The organism is Candidatus Nomurabacteria bacterium, assembly GCA_016699365.1.
Taxonomy (GTDB): domain Bacteria; phylum Patescibacteriota; class Minisyncoccia; order Phycocordibacterales; family UBA9973; genus CAZLWF01.
The window spans coordinates 634137-649321 of the sequence record CP064973.1; the positions used below are offsets into that span (position 1 = coordinate 634137).

The window sequence follows — 15185 nt, forward strand, 5'->3', positions numbered from 1 at the left end:
AATATGAGCTCAAAAAAAGATATAAAATCAATCCTTTTTGCGACAATTGTCTTGTCATTACTCGTACTTCACGTTAATAAAAACGTAGAAGCTGATGTAGCTACAGACCTATCAAATAAAATACAATCTCATACTAGCGAAATAGACAAATTGGAAGCTGAGATCGCTCAGTATCAAACTCAATTAAATAATACAAGTAAAGATGCACTATCTTTAAAAGGATCCATCAATGAACTTGATATATCAAAGAAAAAATTACAAGCTGAAATATCTGTAACTGAAAACAAGATAAGTTCTACGGAACTCCGGATTCAAAGTCTAAATTTGGATATAGGAGATAAATCAAAAACTATAGATGTAAACCAGCTTGCTATAGCTAGAAACATAGCCAAGATAAATGAACTAGACGCAAATCCTCTAATTGTATCAATGCTCTCAAACGACAGGATTGCTGATGTATGGAATGAAATAGAGTCTCTAAAACGAATACAGTCTGATGTATACAATCACACAAAAGATGTGATCGCGGTACGCCACGGATTAGAGGGCGACCGAAACGAAGAATTAGAAGCAAAAAAAGAATTACTCGCGCTAAAAGATGAGCTGAATGGTCAGAAAAAAGTACTGGATATAAATATAAAAGATAAAAACAAGCTACTAAGCGAAACAAAAAACTTAGAATCAAATTATAAAAAAATTCTAGCTGACAAGCTCGCACTTAAAGCAGCTTTCGAAAAAGAACTTCAGAGTTACGAGTCTCAACTAAAATACGTTCTTGATCCAAGTAGTATACCAGCAAGAGGCTCTCATTCACTTGGATGGCCACTCACAAATGTATTCATAACTCAGATGTTCGGTAAAACTGTAGATTCAGTTAGACTGTATACATCTGGAACTCATAGTGGAACTGACTTCCGAGCTAGTATCGGAACACCAGTATTAGCTATGGCAAGTGGCGTGGTTGTTGCTAGTGGAGATACGGACGCAACTTGTCGCGGTGCATCTTTTGGAAAATGGGTATTTATAAAATACGACAATGGACTGGCTAGTACTTATGGACACTTGTCACTCGTCAGCGCCGCAAAAGGAGCTAGGGTCAGTCCTGGACAAATTGTGGCCTATAGTGGTAACACTGGGCATTCTACAGCTCCACACTTACATGTCAGTCTATACCCAGCAGACGCTGTGGATGTATCAGGTAAAGAAAGTATCGCATGTAAAGGAAAGATACTAGTGCAACCCCGAGCAGCAACAAATGCATATCTAAACCCTCTAGATTATATGCCAAGCTACACAAGCTCTATGATCAAAAGCTAATAAAAACACCCTATCCCACGGGATGTTTTTATTTTATGTATTACAACACATTTATAACTAGAGTCAAGTATAAATAGGGTAGCCAGATGATAAAAAATCAATGAATTGATTAAAGGTAGTATGTTCTATATAAATCCTAACACTAGGGTAGAGGATGGGCTTAAAAACGATTATATGACGTAATAGATATGCACGAAAGCATCCAAGACAACCAGACAATAAACCAAGTAAACAAAGGGCTTATTTTCAAATATAACGTCGCAAAAGATATATTGTGCGACGTTAGTATTCTAAATTCCCTATGAGGAAACACAGGCATTAAATAGCACCACGCCCTCGTTGTATAAGGCTATATCTTCTTTTATTGCGACCACCTTGGAATTAAATTCTGATATAAGCGCGTTGTACTCCTCTACTAGGTCATTGTACCCACTAGACCATTTATTTGTACTATTTATCTCATCCAATTTTTTATATATATCATTTTCCAAACTATCTATTACTGTCTGTTCGTCTTCAATCTTTAATTCAAGAGAGCTATCTATTTTTGGACAAGTATCAATAGAAGCACCGAAATGCTGCACCAGTATCCAAACATCTGATCCATCATATCTTCCATAAACTATACCAATGCCTATGTCTGTATATTTACTGTTCATAATATTTTCACGGTGCGCTGGAGAATTCATCCATGCTAAAACAACTTCATCTGCTGTTTTGAAATCACCTCTGGCTAAATTTTCTCCAACAACAATATATTCATAGCCAGAATCTTCGGCCAAATCAGCCACTCCAATACCATCTGGAGAATCATGTTCAAAGTATTGCCTATCTAACATATCTTGTGCTTTTTTTTGAGCTGAGGATTCCAATCTAGTATTTTGATTTAAAATTGAAAATCCTTCAGATTGTCTATTCAAGTTAGTATGGTAGACAATATTTACCTGATTGATTTGGCTGGTGCTGTTATTTGTTTGTTTACTATCTACACCAGACTCATCTCTATCAAATACAAGCGGAGATGGTAAGAAAACTCTCAAGTCAAAATCTTCATTTGGAATAGAAAAAACCTGATCCCCTATTTTTTCTATATCTTTAGTTATTTCTGATTTGGAAAATAAAAAATTATTTTCTTTATTAAGAATTCCATAAACCGAAAACGATGCCAGAATAATACCTATGATAGATGTAATCCAGATTACTCGCATCTTTATTGAACAGTTACGGACTTAGCTAGATTTCTAGGCTTATCTATATTGTTACCTAATTGTTTTGCAAAATAATATGCAAAAAGTTGCAACGGTAAAACTTCTATAAGAGGATACATCACTGGGTTGTTTAGTTTTGGTATAACAATAATTTCATCTGCAAGTCTCATCACAGGACTCTTCGCACCCTCTTCATCTGTAATAACAAGCAATCTTCCACTTTTTGATTTTATTTGTTCGATTGAAATTGAACCGATAGAAAATAAATCGTCTTTAGGTAATATAACAACCGAAAGAGACATATCATCTATCACAGCCATAGGCCCATGCTTCAGTTCTCCCAGAGGATAGCTACCAGCTTCCATATAAGTCAGTTCTTTGAATTTTAAAGCACCTTCATATGCAATCGGCATGTGAATTCCCCTACCTAGAAATTGGATTTTTTCTATATCTCTAAAAACTTCTGCAATTCTTTCAATCTCTTGGTGATTTTCTAAAACTTTTTTCATTATGTCAGGTATAGATTCAAGCTCTTTTATAAAAGATATACCTGAGCTTTCGCTCATACCATGAACCCTAGCTAGAGATAGACTAAACAAATAAAGTGTTATTGCTTGAGCTGTAAAAGCTTTTGTAGAAGCGACACCGATTTCTGTTCCTGCTCGGGTGTATATACCAGCATCACTTTCATGCGCAATTGCACTTCCTACGACGTTTACTATTCCTAGTGTAGTAAAACCTTTTCTCTTCATCTCTTTTAAAGACTCTAATGTATCAGCAGTTTCACCTGATTGACTGATACTCAAAAATACTGAATTGTCTGGACTAAAATTTTGTTTTCTATATCTAAACTCAGAAGCAATTTGTGCAGAAACATTTATTGGAGTCAGATTTTCAATCAATTCTTTTCCAAGCATTCCTGCATTGTAAGCTGTACCACAACCCACGATATATAGATTGTCTATATTCCTTAGTTTTTCTTTATAATCAATAAGCCCACCCAATACAGCCAATCCCTCTTCTGTATTTGTTCTACCTAGTATTGTTGAACGAGTTGTAGCAGGCTGCTCAAATATCTCTTTTTGCATAAAGGTATCAAAATCCCCTTTTGATAAATCTTCTAGCAATATTCCTTCGATTACTTGCTCAGCCTTATACAATCTAGATCTTGCTGGCTGTTTATATTTAAATATATTGTGAGACATGTTTTCTGCATCAAGTTTAGCCATCTCACCGTCTTCTAAAACCAAATATCGATCAGTGTATCTAAGTATTGCATTTGTACTAGAAGCAACCACAAACATTTCATTTGATATACCAATACTTATAGGACTACCATTTTTTAGAACAAACAAAGTCTTTGGATAATCTTTGAGTATAATCGCCAATCCAAAACTACCTTCCAATAAAGAGGCCGATTCAACGATAGCATCTTCTAGACTGAGACCTTTTTTCATATTCTCTTCTATCAAGTGCGGGACTACTTCTGTATCAGTATCTGATTTAAAGTTATGTCCCTGTTTCTTTAAGTTTTCTTTTAGGGATTCGTAGTTAAGTATTGTACCGTTATGCACTACCGCAATATCTCCACCACAATCAAGATGAGGGTGAGCATTTGATATTGAAGGCTTACCATGAGTTGCCCATCTATTGTGACCTATTCCAACAGTAGTCAAAATCTTTTCTTCTCCTATATTTTTCTTGAAACGATCCAGGTCCATATACTGACTAGGTGCACCTAAGCATTTTTCTATCTTGATACTTGAGTTGTGAACTATAGCAATACCAGCACTATCATATCCGCGATATTCCAAATCAATCAAAGACTGAACTAAGTTGTCTGAGAGTTCACTATTTTCTTTTTTTAGTATACCAATTATTCCACACATATATTTATTTTTTATTTAATAATTACAAGTTGAGGATTTTGTAAAACCAGCATTTTCAGCTTCAGATTCCGAATTAAACCAAATTTTATTTTCCTCTTTTATTCTAGAAGCCCCACTACAGGTAGGAAGATAATATTTTGTACCACTTCTAGAAGCGACATAGGCACCCCCTGTGGAGTAAGAAGACCCATATCCCCCACCCTTTTCGGAGCCACCAATTTCTTCATAACTGGAAACATTTCCTATAATAGATACTGTATCACTTTCTAGTGTTTTTGGGACCGACAACCTACCCAGACCAAAAGAAGTTAAACATGTCAATACCAAAATGACCGAAAATACCTCTTCTAGGCCAATTTTGTAACCCCCTAGATAACCCTTGATTTTTTTTGTATAATCACGTATACTCATTAATACTTATATTATAATAGTTTTAGTAATCAAGCGAACATATGGCACATCGAAAAGCGGGCGGATCAGCTAAAAACCTAAAAGACTCAAATCCTAAGTACCTTGGCACGAAGAAATACGACGGCCAGGCTGTTGGTGCTGGAAATATAATAATCAGACAGCGAGGATCTAAGATACTATCTGGAGCAGGAACAAAAATGGGTAAAGATCACACAATTTTTGCTCTAGTACCAGGAAAGGTTAAATTTGGCTCAAAAAGAAAAGTTGGTTACGATGGACAAAAATCTATAAAGAAAATCGTAACAGTAATCTAAATAAAAAATAAAACCTCGTTAAGAGGTTTTATTTTTTATTGTGAGTTTAAAAGTTCCAGTCTTCCCTTCTATATCAACCTGAATTACATAATCCCCGACTGTCTTTAGTGGCTTGTCTAACTTAATATATTTAGGGTCTATATTTACTCTAAATTCTTTGTTTAGAGCTTCTGCTATTAGGATCTGGTTTATACCCTTAAAAAGATGCCCTGCTTCGTTAGCCTTCTCTTCAATTACTAAATCTTTTGAACTTAGATCTGATAATACTTTCTTCAGCAGACTATCCTCGATATCCCTATCAACTCTGGCTAGTTCAGCTATATGGTTTAGGTGAGCTATTGCCTTGTCTGTAGCGATTTCAGCAAATCTTTTTGGTATCAAGAAATTTCTAGCATAACCTTCGTTTACATCAACAACAGCATTTCTTCTGCCTATTTTTGGTATATCTTTCAATAAAATTACTTTCATATATTATTTCAGAAACTCAATCGCTTTTTGCATCTGAGTATCTTTCTTAGCTTCTAAATCTTCTTTGGTCACAGGTACGCTTATGTCTGGATCAAGACCGTTACCAGTAAGAGAAACTCCATTTGGAGTCAACCATTTGGCAATAGTTAACTTCAGAGATGTAGTATCAGTTATAGGAATCAACTGCTGAACAGATCCTTTGCCATAAGTTTTATTACCTATGAGGGTCGCTTTTCCATATTCTTGGAGAGCTCCAGCAAATATCTCTGATGCAGATGCAGATCCTTCATCTACAAGTATAACCATATTTAAGGCACCTTTGCCAATATTGTAGCCGTGACTTCTATATACTACATCCTCTACATCTCCACCATATGACTCTATGGCAACAACCTGACCTTTTGGTATAAACCAACTAGATATATCAACAGCTCCATCTAAATATCCTCCTGGATTACCGCGCACGTCGACGATAAGTTTATTTGTATTTGATTTACTAAATTCATACATAGCCTGATCAAATAAATCTGTTGCGTTAGAAGAGAAATTGTACAAAGATATCACAAATATTCCATCATCATTCATCTTATATGAAAGTGTGGGTATCTCTATTATCTGACCGACCACAGAAACTTCTCTAGACTCTTCAGAGCCGAGCGACAAAACTGTCAATTTAACTTCTGTGCCTATATCTCCACGAATAAGCTCAATCGCCTCATCAAGGGTCATATCTGCAGTTGAAACTGAATTTATCTTCAATATAAGATCGCCTGATCTAAGACCTGCTTTATCTGCCGGAGTATTCTCTAGTGGTGCAATAACAACCAAAACACCGTCTTTCTGACCTATCTCAATTCCTATTCCACTAAATTCACCATTTATACTTTCTTCAAAAGACTTAGTTTCCTTTGGATCAAAGAAATTTGAATGTGGATCACCCAAAGACTCAACTAGACCCTTTGTTGCTCCCCAAATCTTGTCCTGATTGCTAATATTTTTTGCATCTGGATATTTTTCTTCAATCTCATTCCACACTTCCCAAAACGGAGCGAAATCTGCCTCTTCAGTAGATATTTCTGCTTCTTTATTTGTTACTGCAATAACTTTATCTACAGCAGGCCGATTGTTATAGCCGAAAGATACACCAGCAAAAAATATAACTACTATTATTACTAGACTTGCAAATACATATTTAAAATTTGTTTTAATCTTTTCCATAATTTTATTATTCGTTTAATGCTGCTTTAGTGTAAGTGTTTGCTGGGTCCCATAGAAGCCATGAGTCTATACCCAAGTCTTCTGTAGCATCTATCTGCTCCCTAACCATACTTGGCGTATAAGTGGCCCCCATATTGAAATCTTGTAGCCAAGGTCTTAACTTGTTTATATCTTCTCCGATTGCAATAGTTCTGTCTACCGCACCTTGCATGGAAAGTTTTATAACTTCATATGGATTTGCTGCTGGGTTTGCAAATCCATTCCATGTTGCCGGATAATGTGAGGGATATACCATAGGAGAAACATAATCAAAATTTCTTACTGCATCTTCTAGTATTTGACCTATGTTGAGATCATCTGTATTGGTTGTCGTCATACCAAATATATCTGCTGAAATAGGTATACCCTCTTCTTCAAAAGAACTGTTTAAATGTTCAAAAAAAGATCTCATTACATCTGCTTTCACCAACCCTTCACTTACTGGATAATATATATCCTTCATGTTTCCATCAGACGGAAATCTAATGTAATCAAAATTTAATTCATCAAAACCTCTGTTGTAAGCCTCTTTCCCGACGGCTACATTGTAGTCCCATACCTTGGTAGAACCTGCATCAATCCAGTGCATTCCTTTTCTATCTCCCCAAGCGATACTTTTATCACTAGATTTTTTTACTGCTTCAGATGGCCATTCTTTTACCAAATAAGGGTCTTGAAAAACTGCAATTCGAGCTATTACATATATACCTTTTGAGTGTAGTAGTTCTATGAGTCCATCTACATCTCTGATTCTATTTTCTGAAGCACCAATTTCTGTTAAATAAGGATCGTTGGTCGCAAAAGATATTCTACCTGTAGAATCCTTAACATCTATAACTACTGCATTTACTTCTGTAGTATCTATAATCTCAATCATACTGTCTCTGAAATCAGTAGTCCCTGCTACCCAACTAGACATATACAAACCCTTAACTACTTCTGGAGTTTCTATATGAGAAACTTTCTTTGTCTCTACAAGTTCACTTATTATACTGTCTTCTACCTCTTGTTTTGCAGCTTCTTCTGCAAAATTTGTTGAGTTATATCTATTTGCAAAAACATATGGCACAGCAAAGTATAGTCCTACAGCTATAGAAACAAAAAATATTGCTGTAACTGCCTTGTGCGCCAAATTTCTCATATGCTTTCTATTGTCGGAGTATTATTTTCTTTTATTTTTATATCTGGTCTTGAGCGTATAGATTTTTTATAAAATACGTATGCTATAAAACACACTCCTAAGCCTGATATGATAAATAATATCCTTCGTACTGAAACTGGAAACCCTAAAAATGATAATAACGCTATCCAAATACCTAGGAAAAATAAAATTCTTTCGTATGACATATTCATAATTATATATTATTTTAAAATAATAAAGAAACTCGGGATTATCTACCACTAACCACTACCACAAATTCTCCGCGAACCTTGTCTTTGTTGGTTAAAAAGTAATTCTGTATATATTCGGCATCTCCTCTAACAACTTCTTCAAAATGCTTTGTAAGCTCCCGACTAATTGCGACTATACGGTCTTTGTCTAAATATTTTACAAGCTCTGCAATAGTCTTTTCTATCCTATGAGGAGATTCATAAAACATGACAGTCCTTTTTGATTCAGATATTTCTTTGAATAAAGTTTCTCTACCTTTTTTATGAGGCAAGAAACCTAAAAAAGTAAATTCATTTCCACTTATACCAGATATTGAGTAAGCGCTAGTTAGCGCACTTGCACCAGGAACCGCTACTATCTTTACTTCACCTGCCAAATCTTTATGAACTCGCTCTACAAGTAAAACTCCTGGATCAGAAATCGCAGGAGTTCCTGCATCAGATACGAGTGCTACGTCTTTCCCATCTTTCAAAAGATCAATTATGTGTTCTTCTTTACCTTTTGTACTGTGACTGTGATAACTAGTAGTAGGAGTTTTTATACCGTAATGATCCAATAAAACTTTTGTGGTCCTTGTATCTTCACAGGCAATTATAGAAACTTCTTTGAGTATTCGAATAGCTCTAAAAGTCATATCTTCTAGATTGCCTATAGGAGTTGCGACAACAAAAAGTGTAGACATTAGGAAAACAATCTCATAATCCAATAATACATGAAGGCTACTATAGCAGACAGGACTCCTCCCCAAAGAGTATCGACAATGAGTAGTGACTTTGGCCAAAATGCTAGGGTGCTGTAATTTGTAAATTCATATACACCATATATACATACCCCCAAAATAAACGCGGACACTACACCTGTCAAAAGCCCTTTAGTCTCAATTGCTGGGTATATAAAATACGCAAACGCAAAAGAAAGTAGTACGTACACCACAAGAGCTGGTGCTATGTTTACAGTTAACAATCCATCCTTCATTTTACCTATTGGAGCGAGTGCTTCTGAATAAAATTTGCGAGTTATATTACCTATCCAAACCCAATCAAGCCCAATAAACAAAACAAACGATATTAGAAACGAATATATATATTGCATAGATTTATTTTAGCAAAAAAGGCTTAATTTATAAAGAAATCAATATACTTGACAATATCATATATATATGATATACTTTCTGGGTATGAAGAAATGTTCTCTGCTTTACAGGTGTCTGTAAAAAACACCTAATTATTGGAAGAAATTCCGTGGACTCGCGCCTTTTGAAAAAAGGGCGCGTTTTTTTATTTAATTTATTGAAGAATTAAAGTACTTGACAAAAGTATCGCAATATGATACTATATACACATACCAGTACAAATGAAAGCTTACGAAAAATGCCGTGGACCCACAGTCTCGGCAAAAAACAACTTAGAGGAATAAACCCCTCAGTCGACTCGCAGTTATCCTACAAGATAGCTGCGTTTTTTTTATTTGGTTAAGATATTTTCAGATTTTTTGGCTAGACACTCATCTGAACAAAAACCTTCCCCACTTTCTGTTAAGCAATTTTCACAACAAATAAAATGTCTGTGGCATGCTAGGTTTCCGCAGTTTACATAATGCTCAGATGGAGATTCACACCTATCACAGCGACCTACAACCTCGTGTTTATCACCATTGAAATTCATAGTCACTCGCCCATCGAAAACATATAAACTTCCTTTGAAATTTTCACCTGGATATTTTTCCATATAACTTACAATCCCACCGTCGAGTTGGTATACATCTTTGAATCCTTCTTTTTTCAAAAATCCTGAAGCCTTTTCACAACGCACTCCGCCAGTACATACAGTCAAAACGGTCTTGTCTTTCAATTCAGCTAGTGCGTCTACTTTTTCGCGTAGATCACGAAAATTTTCTAGTCCAGGAAAAATCGTTCCTTCAAATTTTCCAGTTTTCAACTCATAGTCGTTGCGCATATCTACAATATAAAAATCTTTATTTTCTTCATACCATTTTTTGAGTTCGTATGGTTTCAATCTCTTACCTGTAAGTTTATTTGGATTTATATCACCCTCCTCACCTAAATGAAGTGAGACAATTTCCGGACGAACCTTTACAGACAGCCTTGGAAACGCATTACCAGTACCTTCGCTTCTCTTCCAGTGAATATCAGAAAAGCCTCGGCGTCCACTCATCCATGTTATGTATTTCTCTATATTCTCAGTCGTACCTTCAAGAGTCGCATTGATTCCCTCCTCTGCCACTATAGTGCGTCCAGTAAGCCCTAAAACCTCAGATATGCCCCTTTGCATACCCATTTCAACCTTGGGGTCCTTGACCTTCGTGTATTTATAAAATAGTAGTATTGTGTATTTCACCCTTTTAATATATACGTTTTGGATAAAAAAATAAACCCCTCAATTGAGGGGTTTAAAGTACATTAGAAATCTTCTACTAGACCATTAACGGATTCTCCAGTATGAATACGATATATAATATCGGCAAGTCTTGGAGCAACAGAAAGTATTTTCAAACCTGGAAACATTTTTTCTTTTGGAATAGGAATGGTGTCCGTAATGATTACTTCTTTAAAATCTTGATCTGCTAATTTGTCTAAGCCACCATCAGATCCTATCATGTGTGTAATAGCGAGAATTACGCTTTTAGCACCTTTTTCCATAAGAGATTTTTTGGCGGTGAAAATGGTATTACCAGTGTCGAAAATATCGTCGATCAATATCACATCGCATCCTTCGACATCTCCAATCAACGTCATCTCGCCAACAATATTTGTACCAGGACGATCTTTATCGTAAATTACTCTCGATAAGTGATACCTGTCTGCAATTTTTCTTGTAGGCTTAGTTGACCCTAGGTCAGGACCACACAATCTATATCCGTCAGGGTTATGTCTTACATATTTTTCGACAATGTAATCCATGATCAAAGAATTCGTGCTGATATTATCGCACGGGATATCAAAGAAACCTTGAATTGTAGGATTGTGAAGTTTTACTGTTACAAACTGATTCACTCCTGCTCTTTCTAACTGATTGGCAAGTAATCTTGCGCTGATCGGATGACGAGGCTTGTCTTTACGATCCTGACGAGTATACGGCATATGCGGCATTACCAAACATATAGAACCCGCTGACGCCAATTTCAAAGCATCAACCAGAATCAATGATTCCCAAATATGAGAATGCACATCATCCCCAAACGCTGACTGGATTATGAAAGTATCACAGCCTCTGACTGATTCGAGAGGTCTTGTCATAATCTCGCCACACTTAAATTTGAAAAATTCCTTGTCTGTAATTTTCAAACCAAGATCATTATTATTTTTGATTATCTCAGCAATAATCTCTGTTGTCAGATCATGAGAAGTGCTCCCTGCAAAAATCTTTAATTTGCCATTTTTCATATCTTTATTTTTTGTGAAAAGAACAGGTACATCATAGCACACTTTACATATTTAGTAAAGTGTGTTTAAAAGTAATATTTAGAAAAAACTATAAACTAGTGATTATTTATGAAATCTACCGAAAATCTTCTTTCCTGGATAAAGTGGTATAAGAGAACTTGTTACTTTTTTGTATTCATCAAACTCAGCATTACCTTTGTATCTTGCTTCTGTCATAGGAACACCGGAAACTTTCGTTATGAGATATGTGATAGTGAGCGGTCCAACTATACTCCACCAAGGAACGCCCGCAGATAGCGAAACTATCCACACTCCCCACCACATAGTCACTTCACCGAAATAGTTCGGATGTCGAGTGAGGGACCAAAGGCCACTTTTCATAATCTTGCCTTTGTTTGCAGGATCTTTGAGAAACGTCGCAAGCTGTTTATCTCCTACTGATTCATATATGAATCCAATCACCCATATTCCCAAGGCCAACTATGTCCAAAACTGTCGGAAACATATTGCCTGCATTTTTCGACACAAGCATCACTGGTATAGATATGAGAAGTAGTAAAAAACCTTGAAGCAAGAATACTTGTAAGTAACTTCGTAAATAAAACCACTTTCCCCAATCCATTCTCCATTTTGCGTAACGAGGATCTTCGGCTTTGTTTTTGTTACGAGCATATATATGAGTAGCGAGCCTCATACCCCAGATGAAAACTAATAAAGCCAAAAATACACTTCGGATATCTAAAGAGCCGCTAATTATATATCCATAAAAAACAGAAACTACAGCAACTATTATAAAACCGAGCCCCCAACCTATGTCTGCAATATCATTGCGCTTGTTTATGATAGCGGCAACATACAAAAGAGACATGTAAACAAATATGAGTAATGAACAAATTATGAAAATGTTTTGCATAAACCAATTTTAACAAAAATAGTCCCAAACAGCTATTTCATACTTTGTACTTTCGGGTTCCCGTTTTGAGGTTTGAAGTTTCTGAACTATGAATACATAATAGTACTTTTATTTTACTGGCATTTACAATATTAACGATCCGTAGTATAAATACAAAAATTATTTAATATGCTAAGAAACATAATCAACCTGGTTCTGAAGATTTTAGGACTTGGTCTTATTCGCAAAACGTATTACAAAGCTTTTGAACCGAACAACATAAGTTTGGAATACCGCATTATTGCCTACAAATCTGGAAATAAAGAGAGATTCGTTATAGAAAAACGTAAAGTGACCGACATTATCTGGACACCACTCTTGAAAGATTGTTTGGATGTATATACAAAACGTTGGGAAATGAATGATTACGGATATGCTTGGAAGGAAAACAAGTATACATACAGAGATAGGCATGGCCGTGGCTTCGCAATCGTCAAAAGTAATGGTAATTGTGAGACTTATGAGCAAGCTCTTGAGTTTATTTCTTACCAACCCGGACAAGTACATATGCAAAATGAAGATGGTGAGTCTGTAATCCAATTGTGGGCAAACAACCAAATCGCTAGAAATTTTGTAGGTGATACTCGCGTCGAAAAACATGTATCACGTATTGGAATATTTTATTCAAATAAAGATACATTTTTTGAAAGTAACGGACCCTATTGGGAAGAATATTTTGAGAGAGTGTATAATCACAAAAAAATTGCTTAATAAAAAGCACAAAACGCAAATGCTGACAGATTGTCAGCATTTTTTATTACATTCGATATTTTCTATTCTTCCATTTGTCAGCGATTTTGACTCGAGTGAGAGAACGTTCGAGTTCGGCTTCGTAGTGCTCGAAGTCGACAACAGATGCGTCGTCTTTCATGCGCTTGAGCTCTTCTGCACGTGCGCGAGCTTTGGTTACTGCATCGTCTGAGAGATCACTAACATGCTCAGCGAAGTCAGCAAGTATTTTGACTTGATCGTTTGATACTTCGATGAATCCTCCTGAGACTGCCATCGGCACGTCTTCACCATTTACTCGAGCAACAATGTCGCCTGAAGCAAGTGAGGAGATAAGTGCGATGTGTCCTGGAAGAACTGTTATCTCCCCTTCTCCTGTCGGCAAAACAACCTGATCGACTGCTTCGTCGAGGACGATACGTTCTGGAGTGATTATTTTTAATTGTAATTGTTTAATACTCATAAGTATTAAAGCGCCCCTTTCATATAAAACTCCTGCTCGGGCTTATCATCATGCTTGCCATCGAGGATCTCACGGAATGAACGCACTGTGTCAGCAAGTGAGACATATTGTCCCGGCGCTCCAGTGAATTGTTCTGCGACGAAGAATGGCTGTGAGAGGAATTTCTGGATCTTGCGCGCGCGAGTGACGAGGTCTTTGTCTTCTTGAGAAAGTTCTTCCATACCGAGAATCGCGATGATGTCTTGAAGATCCTTGTAACGTTGCAAGATGCGTTGTACTTCACGAGCAGTTTCATAGTGTTCTTTTCCAACTATGTTTGGATCGAGAATGGTAGAAGATGAGTCAAGAGGGTCCACAGCTGGATAAATACCGAGCTCAGAAAGTGAACGGTTCAAAACCACTGTAGAGTCGAGGTGGGCAAATGTCGTAGCTGGAGCTGGATCAGTAAGGTCGTCAGCTGGCACGTAGACTGCTTGCACAGAAGTAACAGAACCTTTGTTTGTTGAAGTGATGCGTTCTTGCATCGCTCCCATTTCTGATGCGAGTGTTGGTTGGTAACCCACAGCAGACGGGATACGTCCGAGAAGCGCTGACACTTCAGAACCTGCTTGTGTGAAGCGGAAGATGTTGTCGATGAAGAAAAGCACATCCTTTCCTTCTTCATCACGGAAGTTCTCGGCCATTGTAAGACCTGTGAGAGCCACACGCATACGAGCTCCTGGTGGTTCGTTCATCTGACCGAACACCATGGCCACTTTGTCGAGCACGCCTGAGTCTTTCATTTCGTGGTAGAGGTCGTTTCCTTCACGAGTACGCTCTCCGACACCGGCGAACACTGAATATCCTCCGTGGTTACTAGCGATGTTGTGGATGAGCTCTTGGATGACGACAGTCTTGCCGACACCCGCTCCTCCGAAGAGTCCCACCTTTCCTCCTTTTACAACCGGACAGATAAGGTCGATAACTTTGATACCAGTTTCGAGAATCTCAGTCTTTGTAGACTGATCTACGAACTCTGGTGCATTGCGGTGGATAGAAGAGAGCTTTGCAGTCTTATTCACTTCCTCTTTTCCGTCAATTTGTTCTCCAAGTACGTTGAACATTCTTCCAAGCACAGGCGCACCGACCGGAACAGAAATAGGTGCTCCTGTGTCTGTAACAACCTGTCCGCGAGCAAGACCGTCTGTCGTATCCATAGCAATGGCACGAACAACGTTGCCTCCCACGTGTTGCTCGACTTCGAGTGTGAGCATTTTACCTCCATTGTCTACAGTAAGCGCATTGTAAATGGCTGGTAGATTCTCAGCGAATTCTACGTCGACGACCGGCCCAATAATTGATGTGATTTTTCCTTTCATATGTTTTGTACTTGGATTAATAA

The 15185-nt window shown here is 37.1% G+C and carries 16 protein-coding genes and 1 pseudogene; 3 read left to right on the forward strand and 14 right to left on the reverse strand.

Annotated features, from left to right (window positions below; translation table 11 throughout):
• The first annotated feature begins 3 nt into the window (after positions 1-3).
• Positions 4-1317, forward strand: a complete 1314-nt coding sequence (locus tag IPJ63_03665; GenBank protein ID QQR76566.1) for a peptidoglycan DD-metalloendopeptidase family protein — start codon at positions 4-6, stop codon at positions 1315-1317.
• 299 nt (positions 1318-1616) lie between these two features.
• On the opposite strand, the gene IPJ63_03670 is transcribed toward IPJ63_03665, so the two are convergent.
• Genes IPJ63_03670 through IPJ63_03680 form a run of 3 tightly spaced genes read right to left on the reverse strand, consistent with a single transcriptional unit; the run spans position 1617 to position 4825 of the window.
• On the reverse strand, positions 1617-2525 hold the full coding sequence (locus IPJ63_03670) for a hypothetical protein (GenBank protein ID QQR76567.1): 909 nt from the start codon (positions 2523-2525) through the stop codon (positions 1617-1619).
• Positions 2526-2527: 2 nt separating this feature from the next.
• Positions 2528-4414 carry a glutamine--fructose-6-phosphate transaminase (isomerizing) gene (gene glmS, locus IPJ63_03675; GenBank protein QQR76568.1) on the reverse strand — a complete coding sequence of 629 codons (1887 nt, stop codon included), beginning with the start codon at positions 4412-4414 and terminating at the stop codon, positions 2528-2530.
• Between the two features lie 15 nt (positions 4415-4429).
• The gene (locus tag IPJ63_03680; protein ID QQR76569.1) at positions 4430-4825 is read right to left on the reverse strand and encodes a hypothetical protein; all 396 of its coding nucleotides are present in this window, start codon (positions 4823-4825) and stop codon (positions 4430-4432) included.
• A gap of 41 nt (positions 4826-4866) precedes the next feature.
• Here IPJ63_03680 and rpmA point away from each other — a divergent pair, with 41 nt between their 5' ends.
• Positions 4867-5139, forward strand: a complete 273-nt coding sequence (gene rpmA / locus IPJ63_03685) for a 50S ribosomal protein L27 (GenBank protein QQR76570.1) — start codon at positions 4867-4869, stop codon at positions 5137-5139.
• A gap of 18 nt (positions 5140-5157) precedes the next feature.
• On the opposite strand, the gene rplI is transcribed toward rpmA, so the two are convergent.
• From rplI to IPJ63_03730, 9 genes and pseudogenes are all read right to left on the reverse strand, one after another.
• The gene (gene rplI / locus IPJ63_03690) at positions 5158-5607 is read right to left on the reverse strand and encodes a 50S ribosomal protein L9 (GenBank protein QQR76571.1); all 450 of its coding nucleotides are present in this window, start codon (positions 5605-5607) and stop codon (positions 5158-5160) included.
• A 3-nt stretch (positions 5608-5610) separates the two neighbouring features.
• Positions 5611-6825 carry a S41 family peptidase gene (locus IPJ63_03695; GenBank protein QQR76572.1) on the reverse strand — a complete coding sequence of 405 codons (1215 nt, stop codon included), beginning with the start codon at positions 6823-6825 and terminating at the stop codon, positions 5611-5613.
• A 7-nt stretch (positions 6826-6832) separates the two neighbouring features.
• Complete coding sequence (locus IPJ63_03700) at positions 6833-8005, reverse strand: sugar fermentation stimulation protein (GenBank protein ID QQR76573.1); 1173 nt, start codon at positions 8003-8005, stop codon at positions 6833-6835.
• Entirely contained in the window at positions 8002-8211 is a 210-nt protein-coding gene (locus IPJ63_03705) for a hypothetical protein (protein ID QQR76574.1), read from the reverse strand. The genes IPJ63_03700 and IPJ63_03705 overlap by 4 nt, the downstream gene beginning before the upstream one ends.
• Before the next feature lie 44 nt (positions 8212-8255).
• Positions 8256-8939, reverse strand: coding sequence for a 16S rRNA (cytidine(1402)-2'-O)-methyltransferase (gene rsmI, locus IPJ63_03710; protein ID QQR76575.1), 684 nt, complete (start codon positions 8937-8939; stop codon positions 8256-8258).
• Positions 8939-9349 (reverse strand): DUF2177 family protein, encoded by a 411-nt coding sequence (locus IPJ63_03715; protein QQR76576.1) that lies wholly within the window; start codon positions 9347-9349, stop codon positions 8939-8941. Before IPJ63_03715 ends, rsmI begins: the two co-directional genes overlap by 1 nt.
• Before the next feature lie 371 nt (positions 9350-9720).
• A complete protein-coding gene (locus IPJ63_03720; GenBank protein ID QQR76577.1) occupies positions 9721-10614 on the reverse strand; it encodes a rhodanese-related sulfurtransferase in 894 nt (297 codons plus the stop codon).
• 62 nt (positions 10615-10676) lie between these two features.
• Positions 10677-11660 carry a ribose-phosphate pyrophosphokinase gene (locus IPJ63_03725; protein QQR76578.1) on the reverse strand — a complete coding sequence of 328 codons (984 nt, stop codon included), beginning with the start codon at positions 11658-11660 and terminating at the stop codon, positions 10677-10679.
• A gap of 102 nt (positions 11661-11762) precedes the next feature.
• Positions 11763-12573 (reverse strand): annotated as a pseudogene (locus IPJ63_03730) (DUF1295 domain-containing protein).
• Between the two features lie 168 nt (positions 12574-12741).
• Here IPJ63_03730 and IPJ63_03735 point away from each other — a divergent pair.
• Entirely contained in the window at positions 12742-13323 is a 582-nt protein-coding gene (locus tag IPJ63_03735; GenBank protein ID QQR76579.1) for a hypothetical protein, read from the forward strand.
• Between the two features lie 46 nt (positions 13324-13369).
• On the opposite strand, the gene atpC is transcribed toward IPJ63_03735, so the two are convergent.
• Both atpC and atpD read right to left on the reverse strand, forming a co-directional pair.
• Positions 13370-13804, reverse strand: coding sequence for an ATP synthase F1 subunit epsilon (gene atpC / locus IPJ63_03740; GenBank protein QQR76580.1), 435 nt, complete (start codon positions 13802-13804; stop codon positions 13370-13372).
• Between the two features lie 5 nt (positions 13805-13809).
• Positions 13810-15162, reverse strand: coding sequence for a F0F1 ATP synthase subunit beta (gene atpD, locus IPJ63_03745; protein QQR76581.1), 1353 nt, complete (start codon positions 15160-15162; stop codon positions 13810-13812).
• Positions 15163-15185: the final 23 nt, after the last annotated feature.

What these genes read in the sequence shown, in the direction of transcription:
- IPJ63_03735 (QQR76579.1), top strand. Translation starts at nt 12,742, where the DNA reads ATGCTAAGAAACATAATCAACCTGGTTCTGAAGATTTTAGGACTTGGT.
- glmS (QQR76568.1), bottom strand. Translation starts at nt 4,414, where the DNA reads ATGTGTGGAATAATTGGTATACTAAAAAAAGAAAATAGTGAACTCTCA.
- IPJ63_03705 (QQR76574.1), bottom strand. Translation starts at nt 8,211, where the DNA reads ATGTCATACGAAAGAATTTTATTTTTCCTAGGTATTTGGATAGCGTTA.
- rsmI (QQR76575.1), bottom strand. Translation starts at nt 8,939, where the DNA reads ATGTCTACACTTTTTGTTGTCGCAACTCCTATAGGCAATCTAGAAGAT.
- IPJ63_03670 (QQR76567.1), bottom strand. Translation starts at nt 2,525, where the DNA reads ATGCGAGTAATCTGGATTACATCTATCATAGGTATTATTCTGGCATCG.
- atpC (QQR76580.1), bottom strand. Translation starts at nt 13,804, where the DNA reads ATGAGTATTAAACAATTACAATTAAAAATAATCACTCCAGAACGTATC.
- IPJ63_03680 (QQR76569.1), bottom strand. Translation starts at nt 4,825, where the DNA reads ATGAGTATACGTGATTATACAAAAAAAATCAAGGGTTATCTAGGGGGT.
- IPJ63_03695 (QQR76572.1), bottom strand. Translation starts at nt 6,825, where the DNA reads ATGGAAAAGATTAAAACAAATTTTAAATATGTATTTGCAAGTCTAGTA.
- IPJ63_03700 (QQR76573.1), bottom strand. Translation starts at nt 8,005, where the DNA reads ATGAGAAATTTGGCGCACAAGGCAGTTACAGCAATATTTTTTGTTTCT.
- atpD (QQR76581.1), bottom strand. Translation starts at nt 15,162, where the DNA reads ATGAAAGGAAAAATCACATCAATTATTGGGCCGGTCGTCGACGTAGAA.
- rplI (QQR76571.1), bottom strand. Translation starts at nt 5,607, where the DNA reads ATGAAAGTAATTTTATTGAAAGATATACCAAAAATAGGCAGAAGAAAT.
- rpmA (QQR76570.1), top strand. Translation starts at nt 4,867, where the DNA reads ATGGCACATCGAAAAGCGGGCGGATCAGCTAAAAACCTAAAAGACTCA.
- IPJ63_03715 (QQR76576.1), bottom strand. Translation starts at nt 9,349, where the DNA reads ATGCAATATATATATTCGTTTCTAATATCGTTTGTTTTGTTTATTGGG.
- IPJ63_03725 (QQR76578.1), bottom strand. Translation starts at nt 11,660, where the DNA reads ATGAAAAATGGCAAATTAAAGATTTTTGCAGGGAGCACTTCTCATGAT.
- IPJ63_03665 (QQR76566.1), top strand. Translation starts at nt 4, where the DNA reads ATGAGCTCAAAAAAAGATATAAAATCAATCCTTTTTGCGACAATTGTC.